This is a genomic window from Bacteroidales bacterium (assembly GCA_035342335.1).
Classification (GTDB): Bacteria; Bacteroidota; Bacteroidia; order Bacteroidales; family JAGONC01; genus JAGONC01.
Map to the genome: position 1 here is coordinate 45,455 of DAOQWY010000003.1, position 23,732 is coordinate 69,186.

At 49.2% G+C, this 23,732-nt stretch carries 15 protein-coding genes; 7 read left to right on the forward strand and 8 right to left on the reverse strand.

From position 1 onward, the window contains the following. Window positions 1-7 precede the first annotated feature (7 nt). Window positions 8-3,028: a SusC/RagA family TonB-linked outer membrane protein gene (locus tag PKI34_02320; protein ID HNS16640.1), complete on the forward strand. Its 3,021-nt coding sequence runs from the start codon at window positions 8-10 to the stop codon at window positions 3,026-3,028. Window positions 3,029-3,046: 18 nt separating this feature from the next. Beyond that, a complete protein-coding gene (locus PKI34_02325; protein HNS16641.1) occupies window positions 3,047-4,600 on the forward strand; it encodes a RagB/SusD family nutrient uptake outer membrane protein in 1,554 nt (517 codons plus the stop codon). Window positions 4,601-4,660: 60 nt separating this feature from the next. Here PKI34_02325 and PKI34_02330 read toward each other — a convergent pair whose 3' ends face one another. From PKI34_02330 to PKI34_02340, 3 genes are all read right to left on the reverse strand, one after another. Further along, on the reverse strand, window positions 4,661-6,055 hold the full coding sequence (locus tag PKI34_02330) for an alpha-amylase family glycosyl hydrolase (GenBank protein ID HNS16642.1): 1,395 nt from the start codon (window positions 6,053-6,055) through the stop codon (window positions 4,661-4,663). A 233-nt stretch (window positions 6,056-6,288) separates the two neighbouring features. Further along, window positions 6,289-8,661: an alpha-amylase family glycosyl hydrolase gene (locus PKI34_02335; protein ID HNS16643.1), complete on the reverse strand. Its 2,373-nt coding sequence runs from the start codon at window positions 8,659-8,661 to the stop codon at window positions 6,289-6,291. 140 nt (window positions 8,662-8,801) lie between these two features. Further along, window positions 8,802-10,055, reverse strand: coding sequence for an aspartyl protease family protein (locus PKI34_02340; GenBank protein ID HNS16644.1), 1,254 nt, complete (start codon window positions 10,053-10,055; stop codon window positions 8,802-8,804). 144 nt (window positions 10,056-10,199) lie between these two features. Here PKI34_02340 and PKI34_02345 point away from each other — a divergent pair, with 144 nt between their 5' ends. From PKI34_02345 to PKI34_02360, 4 genes are read left to right on the forward strand one after another with little or no spacing between them, the layout of a single operon-like run. Continuing rightward, the gene (locus tag PKI34_02345; GenBank protein HNS16645.1) at window positions 10,200-11,945 is read left to right on the forward strand and encodes an alpha-amylase family glycosyl hydrolase; all 1,746 of its coding nucleotides are present in this window, start codon (window positions 10,200-10,202) and stop codon (window positions 11,943-11,945) included. Between the two features lie 23 nt (window positions 11,946-11,968). Then, complete coding sequence (locus tag PKI34_02350; protein HNS16646.1) at window positions 11,969-13,216, forward strand: ATP-binding protein; 1,248 nt, start codon at window positions 11,969-11,971, stop codon at window positions 13,214-13,216. 39 nt (window positions 13,217-13,255) lie between these two features. Next, window positions 13,256-16,420 (forward strand): beta-phosphoglucomutase family hydrolase, encoded by a 3,165-nt coding sequence (locus PKI34_02355; protein HNS16647.1) that lies wholly within the window; start codon window positions 13,256-13,258, stop codon window positions 16,418-16,420. Window positions 16,421-16,454: 34 nt separating this feature from the next. After that, window positions 16,455-17,093 carry a hypothetical protein gene (locus PKI34_02360; protein ID HNS16648.1) on the forward strand — a complete coding sequence of 213 codons (639 nt, stop codon included), beginning with the start codon at window positions 16,455-16,457 and terminating at the stop codon, window positions 17,091-17,093. A 10-nt stretch (window positions 17,094-17,103) separates the two neighbouring features. Here PKI34_02360 and PKI34_02365 read toward each other — a convergent pair whose 3' ends face one another. From PKI34_02365 to PKI34_02375, 3 genes are all read right to left on the reverse strand, one after another. Continuing rightward, a complete protein-coding gene (locus PKI34_02365; GenBank protein HNS16649.1) occupies window positions 17,104-18,621 on the reverse strand; it encodes an MFS transporter in 1,518 nt (505 codons plus the stop codon). 146 nt (window positions 18,622-18,767) lie between these two features. Then, window positions 18,768-19,223 carry an SsrA-binding protein SmpB gene (smpB, locus tag PKI34_02370; protein ID HNS16650.1) on the reverse strand — a complete coding sequence of 152 codons (456 nt, stop codon included), beginning with the start codon at window positions 19,221-19,223 and terminating at the stop codon, window positions 18,768-18,770. After that, the gene (locus tag PKI34_02375) at window positions 19,220-19,903 is read right to left on the reverse strand and encodes a YggS family pyridoxal phosphate-dependent enzyme (GenBank protein HNS16651.1); all 684 of its coding nucleotides are present in this window, start codon (window positions 19,901-19,903) and stop codon (window positions 19,220-19,222) included. The genes smpB and PKI34_02375 overlap by 4 nt, the downstream gene beginning before the upstream one ends. Window positions 19,904-20,022: 119 nt before the next feature. Here PKI34_02375 and PKI34_02380 point away from each other — a divergent pair, with 119 nt between their 5' ends. Continuing rightward, window positions 20,023-21,885: a sulfatase-like hydrolase/transferase gene (locus PKI34_02380; GenBank protein ID HNS16652.1), complete on the forward strand. Its 1,863-nt coding sequence runs from the start codon at window positions 20,023-20,025 to the stop codon at window positions 21,883-21,885. 202 nt (window positions 21,886-22,087) lie between these two features. Here PKI34_02380 and PKI34_02385 read toward each other — a convergent pair whose 3' ends face one another. Both PKI34_02385 and PKI34_02390 read right to left on the reverse strand, forming a co-directional pair. After that, entirely contained in the window at window positions 22,088-22,267 is a 180-nt protein-coding gene (locus tag PKI34_02385; GenBank protein ID HNS16653.1) for a transcriptional regulator, read from the reverse strand. A gap of 40 nt (window positions 22,268-22,307) precedes the next feature. Then, on the reverse strand, window positions 22,308-23,555 hold the full coding sequence (locus PKI34_02390) for a DUF1015 family protein (protein HNS16654.1): 1,248 nt from the start codon (window positions 23,553-23,555) through the stop codon (window positions 22,308-22,310). Window positions 23,556-23,732 lie beyond the last annotated feature (177 nt).

Consider the following 23,732-nt stretch of genomic DNA (forward strand, 5'->3'; position numbering starts at 1 on the left):
TGAATATATGATCAAACATTTACAACTGTTCAAGAGGGCAGGCTTGTTCATCTTATTGTTCGTGGCCTGCATGAGCTCTGGCATTGCACAGCAGAGGACCATCACAGGGAACGTGATAGACGCTCAGACAAAAGAGACGCTCATCGGGGTGACGATCACTTCAGCCGATGACCGAACCCTTGGTACGGTTACCGACCTGGATGGCAACTACCGCCTGGCCGTTCCTGAAACGGTGCAGGCCTTGAGCTTCTCCTATGTAGGTTATGCTACCCAGATCATCCCTATCACCGGTGATGTGATCAATGTTGCACTTGAACCCGGACAAGAGCTGACCGAGGTCGTGGTGGTTGGATACGGTACGCAGCGTACCAAGGAAGTGACCAGCGCTATTGCAAGTGTCAAATCAGAAGACTTTAATGATGGCAATGTCAACGACCCCATCCAACTGATCCAGGGGAAGGTTGCCGGTTTGTCGATAGCCCGTCCGGGTGCGGACCCCAATGCGGATTTTACGGTCCGGCTCCGGGGCCTTTCCACTTTTGGCAGCAGTACCGAACCCCTAATCATCATTGACGGGGTTCAGGGTGCCTCCCTGAAATCGGTCGATCCACAGGATATAGCATCCATGGACGTACTGAAAGATGCTTCTGCATCAGCTATTTATGGTACAAGGGCAGCATCCGGAGTGATTTTGATCACGACCAAAAAAGGCAAACTTACGGAAGGAAAAAAAGGAACAACCATTGATTTCAATACCAATTTTACGGTAGAAACCATCGACAAAAAAATTGATGTCCTGACAAAGGATGAGTATCTGAAATTTCCGAATCATACGGATTATGGAAGTGAAACGGATTGGATGGATGCCATTACCCAGAACGGATTCACCCAGGTATATAACCTTGCTCTGAACGGTGCACAGGAGAAATCGAACTACAGGGTGTCGATCAATTACAGGAATGCGAATGGTGTGGTTAAAAGCACGGGTTATGATCAGCTGAACGGACGTCTGAACTACACCCAGAAAGCCCTGAACGACATGCTCACGTTCGATTTGAATTTGTCAGCAACCATGCGGGATGAAGAGTATGCGCCGGGTTCTGCCCTTGGATTTGTGACCAATTATAATCCGACTGCCCCCATCTATGGAACCGGATCGGATACATCAGCTGCCACGGCAGCTTTTGTGGAAGAATGGGGCGGGTATTTCCAGCAACCGGCATTTGCATTTTACAATCCGGTGGCTGCCATTGAACAGAATACGCTGGACGGGACCAAAAAGGAAATCATCGCAAGTATAAAAACCGACTTCCAGCCTGTCGACTGGTTGAAATTCGGTGTGTTTTACAGCCAGGAGAGGGGAAATGACCTGTTTGGGACCTATACGAGCAAGTATAGCCTGTACAATGCCACCCGCAGTGACAAGTCAGGCAACCATTCTGGATTCGCCCGAAAGAATTCAGAGGATCGTTTCCATCAGCTTATGGAAATAACCGGAGAGTTTCAGAAGGACTTTAATGATTTCAATGTGAAAGTGCTGGGAGGATATTCCTGGCAGGAAGAGATCACGGATAGGTATTCCGCCTATGGAGAAGGATTTCTTACCGATGCCTTTACCTATAACAGCCTGGGATCTGCTTCGGGAATCGTTGCTAATGACGAAATGGTGAGCAGCAATAAATTCGGTACTACGTTGATCGGATTTTTTGCAAGGGCTTCCGCTAACTGGAAGGATGCCATCTTCCTGACAGCTAATTTCAGACGTGACGGATCGTCCATGTTCGGCAAAAACAATCAGTGGGGGAATTTCCCGGGTGTGAGTGCCGGCTTTGATATTACCAAGTTTGTTGAAATTCCTTATGTGAACAGGCTCAAGATCAGGGGAGGCTACGGACAAACCGGCAATCTTCCTCCGCAGCCGTATCTCTCACAGGACCTGTGGAATGTGGATCCCAACGGAAATTTTTTCTATCAGGGTGACTTCATACAGGCATATAAACTGGTCAGAAACGCCAATCCGGACCTGAAATGGGAGGTCAAAAAGGAATTGAGCCTTGGACTCGACTTCTACCTGCTGGATTACAGACTTTCGGGATCCATCGACTACTATAACAGCAAAAGCACTGACCTGATGCTCGAATATACGGTACCTGTACCGCCGTATCCTACCGACAGGATGTGGTTGAACGTGGGAGAACTTGAGAATTCAGGGATTGAACTGGCTTTGAATTTTGATGTGACCCCAAAAGACACATTTAAGTGGAGTACGAACTTTAATTTTGCTTATTACCTTAATACAAAGCTAAATAAGATAACCAGCGATATTGCTGAAGGGGAAAGTGTCAGGTACTATGGTGTGCTGGGTGATCCTTATCTGACGGGAGTTGAAACGATCAAGGTCTATGAAGGAGGCCCGATTGGAGAGATCATTGCACCGGTTTACATGGGTATTGTCTATGATTCTATCAAGGAACAGTATGTTAAAGCATACAAGGATATAGACGGCGACAGCACCTTTGATGCAAAAACCGACGTTGCGGTCGTGGGCAATGGGTTACCTGATTTTCAGTTTGGATGGGGAAACAGCTTTTCATACAAGAATTTCTATCTGAACTTCTTTCTCAGAGGCGTTTTCGGACACTCACTCGTGAATGTCAACAATGCCAGGTTCGGTGAACCAAGTACCATTGCCATACAAAGTGGAATGAGCATTGCCCAGGATTTCATTGAAGCACAGGATGGGATCCAGTACTCAGATGTTCACGTGGAAAAGGCCTCCTTTTTGAAGATTGATAATTTTGCCTTTGGCTATAATTTCGACCTTTCTGAGAATAAGTATGTTTCGATGATAAAATTATATCTCTCGGGTCAGAATCTATTTACGATTACAGATTACAGCGGGGTGGATCCGGAAGTAAGGTACGGGGATTCCAATGACAACAATAATCCTCTTGCTCCTGGCATCGACAGGGAGAAAACCTATTTCAGCACTCGCTCCTTTACCTTTGGAATTAATCTGATTTTCTAAAATTAATACGACTTTGTCATGAAAAAAATATCATTATCAGTAAAAATAATCATCGTAATCTTCTTATTAGGGATTATTCAGCCTTCGTGCACCAAGCTGGAAGAGGAGGTTTATTCTGACCTGACCGGGGAATTGTTTTTTCAGGATCCCGACAACCTGATTTATGCATTTGGTGCGGCCTATACCAACCTTTACTGGCTGATCGGCCATAAATACGGCATGATTGGCAAAGAAGCCGGTACTGATCTGATCATTGTTCCCCAGCGGGGCGGCGACTGGTTCGACGGTGGCGAATGGCATCGCTATCACAGGCAGACCTGGACATCCAGCGAAGGGTACATCTCTTTCTGGTGGAACATTTGCTACGAGGGTATCAATAAATGCAACCAGCTCATCGATCAGTTCAATGGAGTGGAAGGTGAAAACGCCCTGATAGCCATCGCTGAACTGCGGGGATTACGGGCTTTGTATTATTACTGGCTGATCGATCTGTACGGAAACGTACCTATCGTGGACCGGTTCGATTATCCTGCCGATTATAAGCCATCAACCAATACGCGGGCAGAAGTCTTTGACTTCATTGAAAAGGAGCTTACGGAAGCCATGCCTCTCCTTTCCACAGAAACGGGTTTGCCTATGTATGGCCGGATCAATTACTTTTCGGCCTCTTTAATCCTTGCCAAATTATATCTGAATGCCGAAGTTTTCATCGGGACACCGAAATATCAGGAAGCTCTTGATTTATGCAATGCCATCATTCTCTCAGATAACTATGAGCTGGAACCGGATTTCTTCAGCAATTTCGTGGCCAATGCCACCAACTCCCGTGAGCACATCATGGGTCTTCCTTTCGACCAGGTAAATGCCCAGGGCTTTGAAGTGCATCTGTTTACATTGCATTACAGTCTTCAAAGCAAGTTTGGCATCCAGAGCGCCACCTGGAATGGTGTCTGTGCTCAGGAAGCCTTTTTTAACATGTTCGATTCGACCGATCTCAGGCGAAATGGATTATTGTTCGGCAAGCAATACGATGACCAGGGTGTGCAGATCCAGGATCCCAGCTATGAAAAATTTGATCCTGCAAATCCTACAAAACCAAGAGATCCTGATGGTGCGGGATTAAACCTTACACCCAATGTAAACATGCTGGAGCCTAACTGCCTGAGGCAGTGTGGAGCGCGCATAGCCAAATTCCCGTTCATAGCAGGAAGCGACCGGTATATGAGCAACGATTTTCCAATCTTCCGCTATGCGGATGTACTGCTAATGAAAGCCGAATTACTCCTTCGTACCGGTGGCAGTTCGGGAGAAGCACTGGATCTGGTGAATCAGATCAGAGCCCGTGCCGGAGCTGAACCGTTGAATGCCGTAATCCTTGAAGATATACTTGCCGAAAGAGCAAGAGAATTGTATGCTGAAGGTCACCGCCGCTCGGATATGATCAGGTTTGGGACCTATACGCAAGCACGCTGGGAAAAGCCGGATATGTCGCCGGATCATGTAACGTTGTGGCCTGTTCCTAAAGCTGCAATGGATGCCAATCCCCAACTGGAGCAAAATCCGGGATACTAGAAAGAAAACCTCACCCCCCAACCCCCTCTCCTCAAGGAGAGGGGGAGAAAGGGGGTGAGGTCATTTTAGAAGCTCAAAAATTCTGTAATCCCAGGGCTCCAACTTGAACAGAGCCCTTTTTCTTAAGGATAGCTCGTCACCGGTAAAGACATCCGTATAATTCCCCCGATAGGCAAAATTTTTCAGCTTGACTTCCTGCCGTTCATTCGAAAAATTAAAGAGGGCCACAATCCGGTCGGTGTCTTTTTGCCGCGTGAATGCAAGCACCACTGAATCATTTGCCAGGGGAAAGATTTCCATCAGTCCTCCCTCATTGCCATTCCATAGTGCCTTATTCCGGTCCTTCAGCGCAAGCAGGACGCGGTAAAATTCTTTATATTCTGCATTCCTGTCCCAGTCAATGGTATCTTTTTCAAAGAATTCCAGCCGTTTGTCCAGACAGGCTTCCTGTCCGGTATAGATCAGGGGCATGCCGGGGACCGTGGCTGACAGGACCGCCATCAGGGATGCGGCATCGCCCATCCGTTCGAACTCAGTCCCCTGCCAGCTGTTCTCATCGTGGTTGGAAGTGAAATACATCCGGTAGCTGTTGCCAGGGTAGAGTGTATCCGTTTTCCTGAAATAGTCCACCATGTTGATGACATTCATTTTTCCCTGAGCCACCTGGTTCATGATGTGATGGAATTCCCAGCCGTAATCCATGTCAAATGCACTTTTTAGGAGTTCCGGCTTCTCGGATTCAGCCAGCATGAAGACGGGCTTTACCTGATCCAGTTCCCTGCGTGCCTTGTTCCAGAATTCAGTGGGGACCATGCTGGCAACGTCGCACCTGAACCCATCTACGTCGGCCTCAATGATCCAGTGCTTCATCGCATTGATCATGTAATCGTGCAATTCCGGCTGGTCGTAATCCAGCTGCAGCACATCGGTCCAATCATATGGGGAAACCAGCTTTCCGGCTGTGTCCTTCTTGTACCATTCGGGGCATTCTTCGATGAGCGTATTATCCCAGGCAGTATGGTTGGCTACCCAGTCAAGGATCACCTTCATGCCCAGCTCGTGTGCCCTGCTGACCAGAAGTTTCAGATCGTCCAGGGTGCCATACTCCGGATTGACTGAAAGGTAATCCCGGATGGCATAGTAGCTTCCCAGCGTGCCCTTCCGGTTCAGCTCGCCGATAGGATTGATGGGCATCAACCATAGAATGTCAACTCCCATTTCTTTCAGGCGGGGGAGGTGCTTCACAAAAGCAAGGAATGTCCCTTCAGGGGTGTACTGGCGGATGTTCACCTCGTAGATGTTGGCATTTTTGCTCCATTCAGGGTGTTTGATCTCGCTGTCAGGAAGCCTTGATTTACCAATGATCTCTGTTGGTTGTTGCTTGCATGCCGTCCAGAGGAATGCAATGACGATGAAACTCATCAAAGCTGAAAGGGAATTCTGGTAATGTTTCATGATTTGAAATTTTAAGTACTATTTTCAGAATGCTTGTTCCTTGATTGTCTTCGTTTTCTGTGTTAACCGTGTTCTATTCCTGAGTTCTCTCCGAAAAAGGATTAATGAACCTTAATTTAGGGCTAAAGCCCTATAAATCAGTAATTTGCTTTACACCGGCCTTAAGGCCGGTGTAATTGATAATCAACCAGTTAATGGACTTTAGTCCAAAATTATTACTTTTCTGAAAAGGCTCATTCTTTAGAGCTCAAAACGTCAAAACTGTTCCCTGCCATAGTCATTTGGATATGATTGTCTTTAATCTTTATCTGAGACCCAAAGAGAGCCTTGAACACATCTTCCTCCATTCTTTCCGGCAGGAATAATTCAATTACCTGCTGGTTACCTGATTTATTGAAAACGACAATGCTGGTTCTTCCGAAGTAGTCTCTTGCATAGGCATAGGCATACTCTGAAACCAGCAGGGGGGTGAAGTCCCCGTAAATGAACTCCAGGTTTGACTTCCGCAGGTCGATCAGTTTTTTGACCGTTTCCCGGAGGTCGTTCTCTTCATCCGTCAGGTTGTCAAATTTCATCCATCTGCGGTTATCCGGATCATTGGCGCCGGGAAGGCCGATCTCATCACCATAAAAGATCACAGGTACGCCCGGAATGGTCATGTTGAACGCCATCAGCTGGGCCAGTCGCTTGTACCCCACCGGATCACCAACACCAATGTCCCGTGTCCACCCCGCACGTTTCCCGTCTTCCTCCCAGCCAAGCGAACCGCCTGCATAGGAGATGAACCTTGGCCGGTCCTGGTTCCCTGAAATATAGCCCATCAGGTTGTGGTTGCCATAGTACATGAAGCTTTCCTTCAGGGTGTTGTCGAGACGGTCGAAGGATTCGCTCTCTTTTCCGAAAACGGCGATCGCCGCATCGTAGACATTGAAGTCGAACTGGGCATCCATCTGTCCGGAACTGACATAACTGCCTATCAGGTCGCCGTTGCCGTAGGTTTCACCGATCTGGTAGATCTCCCGGTCTTCCGGTAAAATGACCTGCTGTTTGATCTTGCGGGTGAGCGTTCTCCAGAAGATTTCCGGAACATGTTTGGTCGCGTCGTGGCGGAACCCATCCAGCTGATATTCTTTTACCCAGTAGAGAGCCGAATCGGAAAGCATCTGGTAAACCTCCGGCTTGAACAGATCGAGGGTCGGCATGAAAACATCAAACCAGGTGGTAAGCCTGTACTCATCCCACTTCTCCGTGTTCAGGGTGCCATCCGGCAGGTACAGGCTGGTGGTCCATTCGGGATGAGCCGTGTAGATGGGATGTTCCTGGTGTACGTGATGAGCGACAAAATCCAGCAGGAGATTGTTGTTCTTCCGGTGAAGTGCCTCCGATAGCTCTTTGAGATCCTGTGCGGTACCGAACCGGTAGTCCACTTTGGTGAAGGAAATGGGCCAGTAGCCGTGGTAACCTGAAAATTTGGTGCGAGGCGAGGGATACTGGCCAAAGGCACCGTCAGGATTCAGAACAACCGGGGAGATCCAGATGGTATTGATGCCCAGATCATCAAAATAACCATCCTCCACTTTTTGAGTTATCCCGTCAATATCGCCCCCGAAATAATTGGCCTTGGGGTGGATTTCCGGACTTGGGACGGGATGGTCATTGGTGGTGTCGGCATTGTAAAACCTGTCGACCAGTATGTTATAGATGATCATTCCGTGTTCATCCATCCGTACCAGCTGTCCAGGGTCAAGGAGCACTTTTCTGTAATGCAGCGGGATCAGAAGGTCATTGCTGACGCCATGGCCGTTAGAGGCCCAGACCCGGATGAAGGATCGTTCAGTCACGGCAGCAACGGCCGGCACTTCAATTTCGAAATTACCCTCCTCATTTTCAATGAACCGCTCATCCAGCCGGTAATTGTTCCATAAGACAAAGACTTCGTCAACCGGATTCACGGATTTGACAATGATGTCATCATCTTCCAGCGAAGCGGTGTACAGTTCCGGCGACAGTGGATCATCAAGGCTTCCAAGCACAAGCCCGGAATTGAATCCGCCCATGTTGTTGTCGATGACCTCTGCGTTGGCTGAGTCGAGCATCTCCATTCCGTCAACGACCAGCAAATACTGGTAGGTCCCGGGGTTGAGCACAACGTTCGCCTGCCAGAGGTCATCCTTGAATTCCATCGGCGTGGCCGAGGGATTCCATCCATTCAGACTTCCTTTGATATTGACGGTTTGGTATGTTTTTCCCTGCGGATCGAACCTGAACGTGTAAGGAAGTTTCCTGGACTTCAGGACAGGGATGGAATAGGGCTGGCCGGCTATCCAGACCTTCATTTCCATAACGGGCAAGCCGGATGGATCGGACCGGTAAACCAGTGAGCGGTCAGGAGTCATTGGAACAGCCTCTTCGCCGATATGCACCGAGTCGATTCCGCTCACATCGACGAAATAGTCCTGAAGGTAAATGACGGTAGAATCATACTGGAGTCTAACAGGGGAGGCAAGCCCCACGACATCGTCAGTTGAATGGATCCTTAGGTCTTCCAGGCGGGAACAACTGATCAGGAGGGTGATGCAGGCAATGGCAAGGATTGGTTTTTTCATGAAGGCGATCAAATGGTTATTTATGAATTCAAAACGGATTGCAAAATTACAAAAACCCCAGATGTAACCTGCCAACTGCAATCTGCTAACTGACGGCTGCTGATCCTTCGACACCACGTTCCTGGGGACAGGCTGCTGACTTAAATGCTTCTCTCTAGCTTAAAAGAACGTTTGATCCTTTGACCGTTCCGTTCCAATCTTAACCAGATTTTTTTACCGGGCTTCAGCCGAAGCTCGTGATTAAGCTCGTTCAGGGCCATTTCTTCGGTTGATTTACCATTGAACATGACGATCCTGTCGCCGGGCAGGATGCCGGCCCGATCGGCAGGTGACCGGGGGATGACGCGGGTGATGGTGTACAGGTTGAGCCCGATGCCGGAAGCAACCATTTCGATGCCGCTCAGGTTGAATTCAAATGACCGGTTGAATGAAAAGTTCCTTTTTAGGTAGATCGCTTTTCCCGGGTAATCAATAATAAGTTGAAACCGGCTTAGAACATCGCCTCCAATGGCACCCTGGCGGACCTCGGGGATGACGTCGTGGGTGCGGTATTTATCATAAAAGGAAGCAATGACATCATCCAGTACGTACGATCCTATCTTAAATTGCTTTATTCTTCCCACATAACCGGCGATGTCTCCTCCCAGACCCCTGCCCACGACGGTCTCCAGGTTCGTGGAAGGTATGCCGACCACCTGTGCTGAATCAATCTCGAACATAATGGCAAAGCTCGCTCCCAGATCAACCAGCATGGTAAGAGTGTGGGAGTAACCATTTTCATCAGTGGCTTCACACTGAATGTAAGGCCGGTTGCTGATCATCTCAACAGAAATTTTTTCGTATTTGCGCGGAGGCCTGAAGTGACCGGGCTGGATCAGGGTGACAATTTTATTGATGTAATCCACATCCACGACAAAATTCCGGAACAGGTCATAACCGATGATCCCCTGGACATTATTTCCCAGAAAGCTTTTCAGGTTCAGGTAATCTTCATCCAGTACGACCAGGTTCTGTCCGTGACTCTTTACGCCGGGCAGATCTATTTTTACACCCGTCGCTATGCAACCGGTGATGGAATCCAAAAGACCGATCACGGGCAAACTGATCCGCCTGTCGCACGGAATCTCCAGGATATCGCAGAGGGCCTTTTCGGTCAGCAGGGTCAGCGATACCCCTGAATCAAGAATGAACTTGGAGGGGAGAAGCCCGTTGATCTTTACCGGCATGACCACCAGGTTGTTCAGGTTTTCAAACGTGACCGACATTCGATTGTGATCACCAACGATCGCATAACCAATGGATTGCGCCCTGCAGAAGTTCACAAAAAAGAAAATGAAAATAAAAAAGATGAAAAACATGGACTTGGCACACCGTCCATTTTTCTGATTGATCATCGTTTCTGTCAGAATTGATTTGGGCTTAAAATTACAATTTCTCCCGCAAATATCGATAGAAATGCAGGAATCAAATCATCAGGCCGCGCGGCACGGGACAGTATTGATTTTTTTGTAATTTTGAGCTTTAAAACCAACGGGCAGATGCAGTCTAACGACGATGAATTCAACGTGTTGACCCAATGCTGGAACGAATTGTATCCTGGCTGGCCAACGGAAAAACTGAATGATTTTTTCATTGAGCTGAAATGCGTAAAAGAACGCATCACCCTGGCTCCCAATCCGCCGGGGTGGTACAAGGATGTGGTCGTGTATTCACTGTATGTTGACCTTTTCAACAAGGATTTCCCCGGGTTGGAATCCAGACTGGATTACCTGACCCGGCTGGGCGTGAACTGTCTGTGGTTGCTTCCCATCCTGGAATCCCCCATGCGGGATGCAGGCTTCGACATCAGTGACTATCAAAGCATCCGGTCGAATCTGCTGGACCTTCCGGCCACAGCTTCCCGTCAGGAAAAAGAATCGGTCTTCGTGCAATTTCTCGGACGCGCTCACCAAAAAAACATCCGCGTCATTTTTGATATCGCTTTGAATCATACATCCAACGAACATCCCTGGTTTAAGGAGTCAAGAAAATCCATTGATAATCCATTCAGAGATTATTATATTTGGAACAAAGATGATCAAAAATACAGGGAAGCACGGATCATATTCAAGGGTCTCTGTACCAGCAACTGGGAGAAAGACGGGGAGGAGTATTTTTTTCATCGTTTTTTTGAGTTCCAGCCCGATCTGAATTACAGGAATCCCTTGGTTCTTCTTGAAATGGCAGGCCATCTCCTTTATTGGCTCGAAAAAGGGGTTGACGGTTTTCGTGCCGATGCCATACCCTATATCTGGAAGGAGGAAGGCACCAGCTGTGAGAACCTGCCACAGACGCATACTCTCCTCCGGTTCCTGCGCGCTGCCCTGGATTACGTTCGGCCGGATACGCTTCTGCTGGCCGAAGCCTGCCAGAAGCCCCACCTGGTGGTCGAATACTTCGGCAAAGGTGACGAATGCAATGCAGGTTACCATTTCCCGCTGATGCCCCAGCTGTTTAAGACTGTGGCATTGCAAAGCAGCCAGCCGGTCCGGCACACACTGAGCCCTGAAATAACTCCTGCCATACCGGATAATGCACAATGGTTCACCTTTCTTCGCTGCCACGATGAACTAAGCCTCGAACTGGTCTATGTGACGGAGGAAGACCGGAGATATATCCATGAAAAATACTGTAAAAAGCCGGAATGGGACTTTCGGCTCGGCCAGGGACTTTCGGCAAGGCTTTCAGAACTTATGGATCGTGATCCTGACAAGATAGGAATGATCTTCTCCATCATGCTGACCCTTCCCGGAACACCCGTCATTTACTACGGTGATGAGTTTGGCAAGACCAACGACGAATCTTATTACCAGCAAATGATCCAGTTGTCGGGAAAGGACGATACACGGTTCCTGGTCAGGGGGATGATCGACTGGGAAGAGCTGGATCACAGGCTGCAACAGTCCGACTCACTGGAGTACGGCGTTTTCAGCCAGGTCAGCCGCATGGTACGGGTACGAAGACTTTATTCCTGTTTTGGCAGGGGTGAACTGCAATGGATGGAGATCAAAAAGAAAGACGGGACAGCCTTGTCATCGGTGCTTTCCTACCTGAGATCGTACGGGAAAGAGAAGATACTGGTCATTCATCATCTTGCCGGTCAGGAGGAAGAGGTTGCCATACCCGAACTTCTGCCCGGCTTCACCAAGACAGACCTGCTTGATCAGGTGCTGGTGCTTGGTGAAGCTGAAAATGCACTCTGGCTGCCGCCTTACGCTTATTATTGGATCAATGTGGGACAGTAAGTTGTCAATTTAATCATTCAACCATGGCATTGCCCGAAGACCAGGATCCGCTTGCGAGAAAAATAATGCTCATGCAGCAGGTGGACGTCTTTAAAGACCTTCCGGAGGATACACTGACCAGGATCTGCAAACTCATGGAGGAAGAAAAAAAGACAAAGCAGGAGGTTGTTTTCCGTAAAGGGGATGAAGGAAATGCAATGTACGTCATTGCGTTGGGATCAGTCAGGGTTCATGTGGGCGATCATGTGCTTGCCCGCCTCAGCCAGGGAAAAGTGTTTGGCGAATTTGCACTGCTTGACTCCTCACCGCGATCAGCTTCCATCACCTCTGAAGAGCAAACCCTCCTGTACCGGCTGGATCGAAGTGAATTCTCCCGGCTGATGGAATCCGACATCAAGGTGATGTATGGAGTGATCCGGCTGGTCTTGAATCGTATCAGGGACATGAATGAACTGGAGAGGAAACTGGCCCAGAGCTATCTTAAGATCCAGAAACAAAACAAGGAAATAGATTTCCATAATCAAAACATCAAGCTCCAGCAAAGGGAGCTTGAAACCAAGAATGAGGAACTCTCCCGGCTGAATGAAGAGAAATTCCACCTGATCAACGTTCTGGCACACGACCTGCGAAATCCCCTGACCAGCAGCCTATGCCTCGCCGATCTTCTCAAATCGCAGTCTGAGAACCTTACCCGCGATCAGGTCAAATCGGTTGAGTTGATCGACAATTCCTTGAGAAGGATCAACCGGATCATTGACCAGATCGTGGACATCAATGAAATCGAGACCAGAAGCATGGCCTTTCGACCCCAGAAGGTTAACCTTGCCGTCATCCTGAAGGAAATAACGGAGCTTTATGCCTATGCGGTTGCACAGAAGGATATCACGCTCATAACGGAAACTTCCGATCTCTGTTCGGTGGTCGACCCAAACTACGCCTCACTGATCGTCGAAAATCTTCTCTCCAATGCCATCAAATTTTCACCTGCCGGAAAGCAAATCTGGATCCGGCTTTATCAGAATGATGACAGGGCAAGGATTGAAATCAGGGATGAAGGACCCGGCATCAATGAGCAGGATAGGATGAAATTATACGGGAAATACCAGACTCAAAAGGCAAATGTCCCGGGGAATGAAGCGGAGAGCCCCGGACTGTCGATCGTCGTGAAATATGTGAGGGTAATGAACGGAAAGGTATGGTGCACCAGCGAAGCCGGGAAAGGCTCCACCCTGTTCGTCGAATTCCCGCTGGCTTCCCAGGATGTGGGGTGAATGACGGATGTTCAATTAAAAGCGAAAATACACACTTTTATGCCGAAATATGATTTTGATGCGGTGGTGTTCGATCTGGATGGTGTGATCACCAAAACGGCCCTGGTGCACAGCGCCGCCTGGAAGCGAATGTTTGATGGATTTTTGCTTGATTACAGCAGGCGGACATCCACGCCCTTCCGGGAATTTACCCATGCAAACGATTACCTTCCTTATGTTGACGGGAAGCCCAGGTACAAAGGGGTGGAATCCTTCCTGGAATCCAGGGGGATCAAGCTTCCCTGGGGTGATCCCTCCGATGGCGAAAGCCGGGAAACGATCTGCGGGCTGGGGAACCGCAAGAACAGGGCATTTAACGAAGTTCTTGATAATGAAGGTGTTGAAGTTTTTGACTCCACGGTACAGCTGATCCACAAGCTTAAAGAGGAAGGCATCCGGATCGGGGTCGCATCCTCCAGCAAGAACTGTGAGGCCGTATTGAATGCCGCCGGCTTGCTGGAACTGTTTGAAGCACGCGTGGATGGTGTCGTGTCGGCCGAACTGGGCCTCCAGGGAAAACCTGAACCGGATATTTTTACAACCGCGTGCGATCGCCTTGGAGTGCCCTATAACAGGGCTGTGATCATTGAGGATGCCGTTTCCGGTGTGCAGGCAGGTGCCAGAGGGAATTTTGGACTGACGCTGGGAATCGCCCGCGAGGAAAACACCCGGGAACTTCTTGAAAACGGTGCCGACGTCGTAGTAACCGATATCAGCGAGATTGGCTTCGATGGCATCGCCGAATGGTTCAGCAAGGGACTTGTTCGGGATTCCTGGTCAATCACCTATCACGGTTATGATCCCGGCAAAGAGAAAACCCGCGAAACACTCCTCACGGTCGGGAATGGATATTTCGGAACCAGAGGCTGTATGGAGGAACAGTCTGCCTGCGCTCATCATTATCCAGGGACCTATATGGCCGGCATCTATAACCGGCTGGTTTCAAAAGTGGGGGATAAGGATGTTGAAAACGAAGACTTTGTCAACTGTATCAACTGGACAGTGATCCAGTTCAGGATCGGCGACGGCCCCTGGCTGGATGTCAATGCCGTTGAAATCACCTCCATCCAACGGTCACTCCATTTTCAGGATGGCATCCTGACCCGCCTGATGACGGTCAGGGATCCGCAGGGACGGGAGACCCGGATCCAATCCAGCCGGATAGCCAGCATGGCGGATCCCCACGTGGCCGCCCTCGAATACACCCTGACACCAATGAATTATTCCGGTGAGATCACCTTCCGCTCTTCCCTGTCGGGCGACCATGTCAATGCAGGTGTTGACCGGTATAAACAATTGAATCAAAAACACCTGCAGGGAATTGCCTCAGACGGGCAGCAGGATGTTCACTACCTGGTTGTTGAAACAACACAGTCGAAGATCAGGATTGCCAACGCGGCAACCTACACAATTTATCGTAATGATAAACTCTATCATCCTGATTTTAAGTATATTAATGCATCTGCCTGCTCGGAGGTCCTGTTTGGCGTGCAGCTTTCGCCTGGCGAAAGCCTGAAGATCGATAAACTGGTTTCGATCTATACTTCAAGTGATATTCCTGCCGGTGAGCTGGTTGAAAAGGTGTCGGATTCGGTCATGCTGTACAGCACCTTCGATGAAGTGGCCAATGAGTCGAAAGACTGCTGGTCGAAGATCTGGCAAAAGATCGATGTACGGGTTACGGGTGACCGGTTTGCTCAGAAATTGCTCAGGTTGCATCTGTTTCATACTTTGGTGACTGCCTCCCCGAACAATGCCACTTTGGATGCGGGCCTGCCGGCCAGGGGACTTCACGGTGAGGCTTACAGGGGACACATCTTCTGGGATGAACTCTATATTATGCCCTTTTATTCCATCCACTTCCCTGTCGTCGCCCGTTCGCTGCTTCTTTACCGCTACAGGCGCCTGGATGCTGCGAGGAGGTATGCAAAAGAGCACGGCTACCGGGGCGCCATGTTCCCCTGGCAGAGCGGCAGTGATGGCAGGGAAGAAACTCAGACCATTCATTTGAACCCTGTTTCGGGTGAATGGGGTCCCGACCATAGCTCCCTGCAGCGACACGTTTCCCTGGCCATTGCCTATAACGTGTGGGATTACTGCCGAATTACGGATGACAGGGCGTTCTTGCAGGATTACGGGGCGGAGCTGATCTTCGAGATCTGCCGTTTCTGGTCTGGCAAGTGTATGCTGAATCCGGCAACAGGCAGGTATTCCATCTCAGGGGTCATGGGTCCTGATGAATTTCACGAGAAATACAAGGATGCTGACCGGGGCGGACTGACCGACAATGCCTATACGAACCTGATGGTGGCCTGGATCTTTGAGATCGCCGATGACCTGATGGAACTGATGGACCCGCCATCCTGGATCAAATTGTGTGAAAAGATCGGACTAAGTGAAGCCGAGGTCCTTCAATGGAAATCCATCGGCAGTAAACTGAACCTGGTGGTCTCTTCCGATGGTATTCTCGCACAATATGACGGATATTTTGACCTGAAAGAGCTCGATTGGGACCATTACAGAAGCAAATACGGTAACATTTACCGGTTGGACAGGCTGCTGAAAGCCGAAGGGAAGTCTCCGGATGAGTACAAGGTTGCCAAGCAGGCCGATACCCTGATGCTATTCTATAATTTTGACAAACAGGAACTTGACCGGATTTTTAGAGAGATGCACTATGAAATGCCTTCTGATTATCCGGAAAAGAACCTGAACTATTATCTTGCGCGAACGTCACACGGATCCACGTTGAGCCGTGTAGTGCACGCACTCCTGGCCAACCGGGTGGGTGACCGCAAGCTCAGCTGGAAGCTTTACCTGGATGCGCTGACCAGTGATTATCAGGATGTCCAGGGAGGGACAACGGCTGAAGGGATTCATGCAGGGGTGATGGCGGGTACGGTATGGATAGCCGTCAGCTCTTATGGCGGCCTGAACCTGAAAGGCGACTACGTCAGGATCGAACCTCACCTGCCCGCCCACTGGCGTGAGGTGGCCTACTCCTTTACCTTCAGGGGGATTGATTATGAATGCGAAGTGACTCACCAGACCATAAAGATAAAAGCCGATTTAAAAGATCGTTCAGATGTCCGGATATTCCTTAGGGACAGGGAGTTGATCCTGGCTGATTCCGGATGGGTGGTTCATAAGTATTATGAAGGATGAAGTATGTAGTATTAAATATTTAATATGTTCAATTATGCTGGGAGATGTATTGTTGATCACCGACAAGCACCGCGAAGCGGGTGCGAAGATCCTGGAACACATCCTGAAAAACCGCAAAGAGAAATATATCGTTGCGATTTCAGGTGAATCGGGCTCGGGAAAATCAGAACTGACTCACGTTGTGGCCAGGGGCCTCCGCCAGCACGGGATCATGGCCAAGCCCATCCACATCGACAATTATTACCGTATCCATCCACTGCAAAGAACCGCGTGGCGGAAGGAACACGGCATTGAAAACGTGGTGGGGTACGGAGAATATGACTGGGATACGATCCACCGCAACATCCGGGACTTTAAGGAGGGTAAAACCTCGACCATGCCCTGCGTCGACCTGGTCACCGAACAGATCGATCAGCTCACCACGGATTTCAAGGGTATCGACATGCTGATCATCGACGGATTGTACGCGGTCAAGACTGAAGAGGCCGACGTGAGGGTGTTCATCGAGCTTACCTATCATGAAACGAAGAAGGCCCAGGTGGTCAGGGGCAAGGAGCCTCAGAATGAATACCGGATGCGCGTGCTGGAGCAGGAGCACAAAATGGTCGGGGCGCTCAAACCCACTGCCGACCTGCTGGTCACGATGGAATATGATGTGGTTCCTGCAAAGTAGTCCCTTTGATTTACTTTACCCTTTTCGGTGCATCCACATCATGCACCAGAAGCGTCAGGATAGCGGCCACGAACATCGAGCATCCTCCCAGGATCAGTGCGTAGATGGGGTGACCGCCCGCAATGGATTTCACGAAAAAGCCCAGGATCGTTGCAGCCATAATCTGCGGGATGACGATGAAAAAGTTGAATATGCCCATATAGGTTCCTAGCTTGTTCTGCGGAAGCGAACCTGTTAGGATCGCATAGGGCATGGCCAGGATGCTGGCCCACGCCAGACCTACCCCCAGCATGGAAAGAACAAGCACATTCGGATCCTTGATGAAATAGACCGAGATCAATCCAATGCCTCCTGCGATCAGTGCGATCATATGGGTAATCTTGCGACTGGTCCAGCGTGCCAGTACCGGTAACAGAAAGGCCACCACGGCGGCAAAGCCGTTATACACCGCAAACATGATCCCCACCCAGTTGGCTCCCTCATTATAGAGTGCGGATGAGGTATCGTGTGTGCCGTAAATGTGGCTGGTCACCCCGGCAGTGGTGTAGATCCACATGGCAAATAGCGCAAACCAGGAAAAGAACTGCACGATAGCCAGCTGCCCCATGGTCTTTGGCATCTTGAACAGGTCATTGATGACCACGACAAATCCATTTTTTGTTTTTCCTGACTGTATCAGCCATCCTACGATGCTTTGTATCAATCCAAAAACAACCAGGCCCACGACCAGGATGTAGAGTTCCCCTGCCAGTTTGAACCAGTACACCAGAAAACCCAGCAAGATCCCCCCGGCGACCCAGATGATGCTTGAGCGTAGAAACCTTCTGGCAGGGAGGGAAGCTTCATCGTGCACGGCCCTGTGGCTGATAACCTCTTCCTGTTTGCTGAACTCTGCCAGTTCTCCTGGTGAGTATTCTTTTGTTCGGATCACGGTCCAGAGCACACAAAGAATGAATGCAGCGGAGCCAATGTAAAACGAATATTTCACCGACAGGGGAACGTGTCCTTCCACGGCAGTATTGGGAACGTTCAGCCAGTTGGTCAGGATGTAGGGGAGGGCTGAGGCGATCACGGCACCGGTGCCGATGAAGAAGCTCTGCATTGCGAAGCCTTTTGTTCGCTGCTCGGAAGGTAGCATGTCCCCGACAAAGGCACGGAACGGTTCCATGGAAATATTGATGGAGGCATCCATGATCCAGAGTGTCCCGGCTGCGATCCACAACACGGGTGAATTGGGCATGAACAAAAGCGCCAGCGATGCCAGGATGGCTCCCGTCAGAAAATAAGGCCTCCTTCTTCCCAATCGGTTCCAGGTGTTGTCGCTCATGTGACCGATGATGGGCTGAACGATCAATCCTGTGACCGGGGCTGCTATCCAGAGGATCGGAATGCTTTCAACACTGGCCCCCAGGGTCTCAAAGATGCGGCTGACATTGGCGTTCTGAAGGGCAAAGCCAAACTGTATGCCCATGAAACCGAAGCTCATGTTCCAGATCTGCCAGAATCCTAACCGGGGTTTTTGCTTCATCACAATCGAATTTATGGTTTACGGTTCATTCGTCATTATTCGGTGTCAAATTGTCAAATTGTTATTCCTTGTTCAATTGTATTACTCCTGACTGCTGATCCTGATTTCACTTCGCTCATCAGGACAAGCTGCTGACCGCCGATCGCCTACCCCTCTCGCTCCCGCCCCCGCTGCATCTCCTGCCGCAGATCTTTCTGCTTCAGCGTATCCCGCTTGTCAAAGGTGTGCTTTCCCCTGGCCAGCGCTATGTCGAGTTTTGCAAATCCTTTCTCGTTGATGTACAGCTGCACCGGAACGATCGTAAACCCTTTTTCCTTCACCCTGGTCGCCAGCTTTTTCAGCTCCCTGGCCGTCAGAAGCAGCTTCCGGTCCCTCTTTGGATCATGGTTGTAATGTGTTCCGTGAGAATATTCAGAAATATGTAACCCTTTTACATATAGTTCCCTTCCTTCAAAAACACAGAAGGAATCCACAAAACTGACCTTTCCGGTCCGGATTGATTTGATTTCCGTCCCGGTTAACTGAATGCCGGCAGTGAACTCCTCCAGAAGGAAATATTCAAAAGCAGCTTTTTTATTTTTGATGAGGATCGCTGTGCTCATAGTTTTGCCGGGGATGACATCTGTTCTCCGAAAATCGCTGTCCCGATCCTGACAACCGTTGCACCTTCTTCAACCGCAATCTCCCAATCCCCCGACATTCCCATGGAGATCGCCGAAAACCCCTCAGCACCTGCAAAATAGGTCTTTTTTAAATACTGAAATGTTTCGTTCAGCAGCCTGAATTCCTGCCGGATCTTCTCCCGGTCAGCCGTCAGGGATGCCATGCCCATCACTCCCCTGATCCTGACAGATCCCATGGTCTTATATTCCCGGGATGAGAGAATCGCTTCGGCTTCTTGCTGCGACAGTCCAAATTTTGTTTCCTCGGTCGCAATGTACATTTGCAGCAAACAATCCATGATCCGGTTCTGCTTTTTTGCCTGTTTTTCTATCTCAGACAATAAATGCAAACTATCGACGCTTTCAATGATATGAACGAAAGGAACGATAGCTTTAACTTTATTCGTCTGTAAATGCCCGATGAAGTGCCATTGAATGTCGGCAGGCAGCAAATGCCTTTTACCGGTGAGTTCCTGGGCCTTGTTTTCTCCAAATGTTTTGTGTCCCAAACGATACAGGCGCAGAATGTCCTCCTCGGAGCGGGTTTTGGAAACAACCACCAGGGTTACTCCCCCGGGCAAACGGTTCCTGATACGGGTAAAATTATCTTCCGCGCTCATCCGGATATCTTGTGATCAACAAAAGTAGAATAAATTGTCCAATCGTATCCGTTCATCCGTGTTTTGTCAATTAATTCCTAATTTTACGCCCATTTTATTCCATCCTTCCAATCGAAATTATGAAGCGGATCCTTTTTAACCTGTTGATGCAGTTTGTTTTCTGGCTTGTGGCCTTTGCGATTGGAAGGGCTGTCTTCATGACCTATTACGCAGGGTTGATCGCTCAGGAGGATGCCGGGTTCGGGCATGCCCTGGCCGCTTTCTGGCATGCACTCCCCCTGGATTTTGCAACAACCTGCTATCTTCTCTTCATCCCGTTCCTGATCCTGGTAGTGCAATCCATCTACAGTCCAAACTGGCTGAACTGGCTCCATAAAGGCTACACCTTTCTGGTCGTTTTCCTTTATGCGTTGATCATTGGAGCGGAAAACGGTGTTTATTTTGAATGGAGAACAAAATTACCCTACAAGGCCCTGTTGTATCTTTCCAATCCCTCTGAAATATATAACACAGCCGAAACAAAGGTGTTTTTCATCCTGTTGATAATCTTTCTTACCCAGTTGACCCTCACCTGCTGGCTCTATGCCAGGTTTTTTTTCAAACCCATCCGAGCGATCAGGCGCAACATTGTGTTTACGGTTCTATTTTTTCTCCTCGTCCCGCCGCTGCTTATATTGGGGGCACGCGGGGGAACACGGGAGATCCCGATCATGCAAAGCCAGGCCTATTATTCCACGCACCAGATTCTCAATCTGGCCGCGACAAATTCCTTTTTCAACCTGGCAGCCAGCGCTCGTGAAAATAATCGTTACAAAGGAAAGAATCCATTTGAACATTATCCTCCTGAAGAGGCTCAGAAGACCATACAGGAGCTTTACCACACTGAAAAGGACACCACGGCCGAGCTACTGAAGATAAGCCGTCCCAATATTGTCCTGATCCTTCTTGAAAGCTGGTCGGCCGACTTGATCGAGGCTCTGGGGGGAGAGCCGGGGATCACTCCGGAATTTGACTCTTTGCAACGGGAGGGAGTCCTTTTTACCCGCATCTATGCCAGCGGGACCAGGTCGGAACAGGGAATAGCTTGTCTTTTCGGAGGATTCCCGGCCCACCCGATAAGCTCCATTGCCGTCCAGCCGGATAAGTACAACAAATTACCCAGCCTGACGCGCCAGTTGATCGGGCAGGGCTATGCCACCTCGTTCTATTTCGGCGGGCAGCTGATCTACGGAAACATCAAAAGCTACATTTATTACAACGGTTTCCAGAGGATCAAGGAGATCTATGATTTCAACCCGGCTTTCCCCCGTGCCAAGCTGGGTATTCATGACGAATTCACGCTGAAAGAGCAACTGGATGACCTGGCAGGGGAGAAGACCCCCTTCTTTTCTTCCGTATTCACCCTGAGCACTCATTCGCCCTTTGATATGCCTCTGGCGGTGAAAAGGGACTGGGGTTATAATGCGGTGATCAACGACTACCTGAACTCTGCGTATTATACCGATCAGTGTCTTGGTAATTATTTCAGGGAAGCACGCCGGCAGTCCTGGTACGACAGTACCCTGTTCATACTCATCGCCGATCACAGTCATTTCTCACAGAAGAACTGGTACTATCATTCGCCTGAATATCATCGCATTCCATTATTATTTTACGGTGAGGTCATCAAAGAGGAATACCGGGGAACGAAAATCGGCAGGATCGGTTCACAGGTGGACCTTGCCTCCATCCTGCTTTCGCAGCTGCAAATCGACGACAGTGACTTTGTCTGGAGCAAGAACCTGCTCAATCCCTACGTACCTGAGTTCGCCTATGTGTCGTTTGAAGAGGGGATCGGATGGATCGTACCTGAGGGACACTTCTTCTGGGTCAATAACCTCAATACTTACTACAGCAATGAGCTAACGTCCGATGCAGGACGGATCAACCGGCAGGGCAGATCGTTCCTGCAGGTCATTTACCAGAAGTACCTGGATTTTTAATGTACCTCACCTCTGCACGAGGGTGTATCATAAGTACTTAACCACAAAGGAACACTAAGGTTTTCACGAAGGTACACAAAGTATTATTATTGATTATCAAAAACTTAGTGTTCTTTAGTGAAGTACTTTGAGTACCTTTGTGTTTAAAAAAAGCATTTTGATACAACCTCGACGGGGGAGAAGTAAAATGGGTAAATTCTTTTTACTTCTTCACGTCGTAATAACAGACTTTCGGCGAAACCAGCTTTTCTTCCTTTTTCAGCTTGCCGATCGCCTTATCGATCTCTTTCTTGTCGATCCCGGTCTTTTCAGCGATCTCTGCTGATTTCATCGGTTTTCCTGTTTCCTGAATGGTCTTGATAACAACTTCCGCTATTTCCATGACAACGTTACAATTTGACAATGGAACAACCCCTGTCCCCTTATTCCAGGAGATGCACCACCAGTCCGCTTCTTAGTTTCGGTTCGAACCAGGTCGTTTTAGGTGGCATGATGTTGCCTGTATCGGCTATGTTGATCAATTGTTTCATGGATACCGGGTAAAGGGCGAATGCAACCGTCATTTCCCCATTGTCGACCCTCCGGGCCAGTTCTCCGAGCCCCCGTATGCCACCCACAAAGTCGATCCGCCTGTCCCTGCGAAGATCTTTGATGCCCAGAACCGGGTCGAGCAGCAGCCTTGAAAGGATGGTCACATCCAGAACGCCGATGGGATCAGAATCATCGTAGGTTTCCGGTTTGGCCACCAGGGAATACCAGCATCCGTCGAGGTACATGCTGAAGTGATGCAGTGCCATTGGCCTGCAGGGCTCTTTGCCTTTCTTTTCTACCTGGAAGGAGGTTTCCAGTTTCAAAAGGAAGGCTTCTTTGGTCAGACCATTCAGATCTTTGACCAGGCGGTTATAGTCGATGATGGTCAGCTGATCGGCAGGAAAGTGGACCGCAAGGAAGAAATTGTACTCTTCTGTTCCGTCATGATTCGGATTTTGGGTCTTTTTTTCATTCCCCACGAGTGCGGCGGCTGCCGTCCGGTGATGCCCGTCGGCAACGTAGGTATGCGGGATTTTTTCAAAAAGAGCGATGAGTTCGCGGATCAACGTTTTGTCGGAAATTACCCAGAACCGGTGAGCGATGCCATCATCCGCCACAAAGTCATATTCAGGAGCGTGTTGCTTCACGAAATCAGCAACGATACGGTCGATCTCCCTTACGGCAGGATAGGTGAAAAAAACGGGCTCCATGTTGGCATTGTTGATCCGTACGTGTTTCATCCGGTCCTCTTCCTTGTCGGGTCGCGTAAGCTCGTGTTTTTTGATGACACCCTGCATGTAATCCTCCACCGCGGCGCAGCCTACCAGTCCATACTGGGTCTTGCCGTACATGGTCTGCGCATAGATATAGAGACATTCGTCCTGATCAGGGATCAGCCAGCCGTTGGACCGGAATTTCCTGAAGTTCTCCAATGCTTTTTCGTAGACTTCCGGTGCATAGTGATCGATGTCTTCCGGCAGGTCGATCTCCGGTTTGATGATGTGCAACAGCGAATGCGGATTGCCTGCGGCCTCCTGCCTCGCCTCCGTTGAATCCAGTACATCATAGGGCCTCGAAGCAAGCTGTTTAGCGATCTCCTTCGGAGGTCTCAATCCTTTAAAAGATTTTAATACCGCCATGTCAATAATTTATTAACTGCAATCAGCAATCAGCGATCTGCGATCAGCGATCAGCGATCAGCAATCTGCAAATTTAAATAACAACAATAACAACAAATAACCATGAATGACCACGAATGACTACGAATGACTACGAATGACTACGAATGACTACGAATGACTACGAATGACTACGAA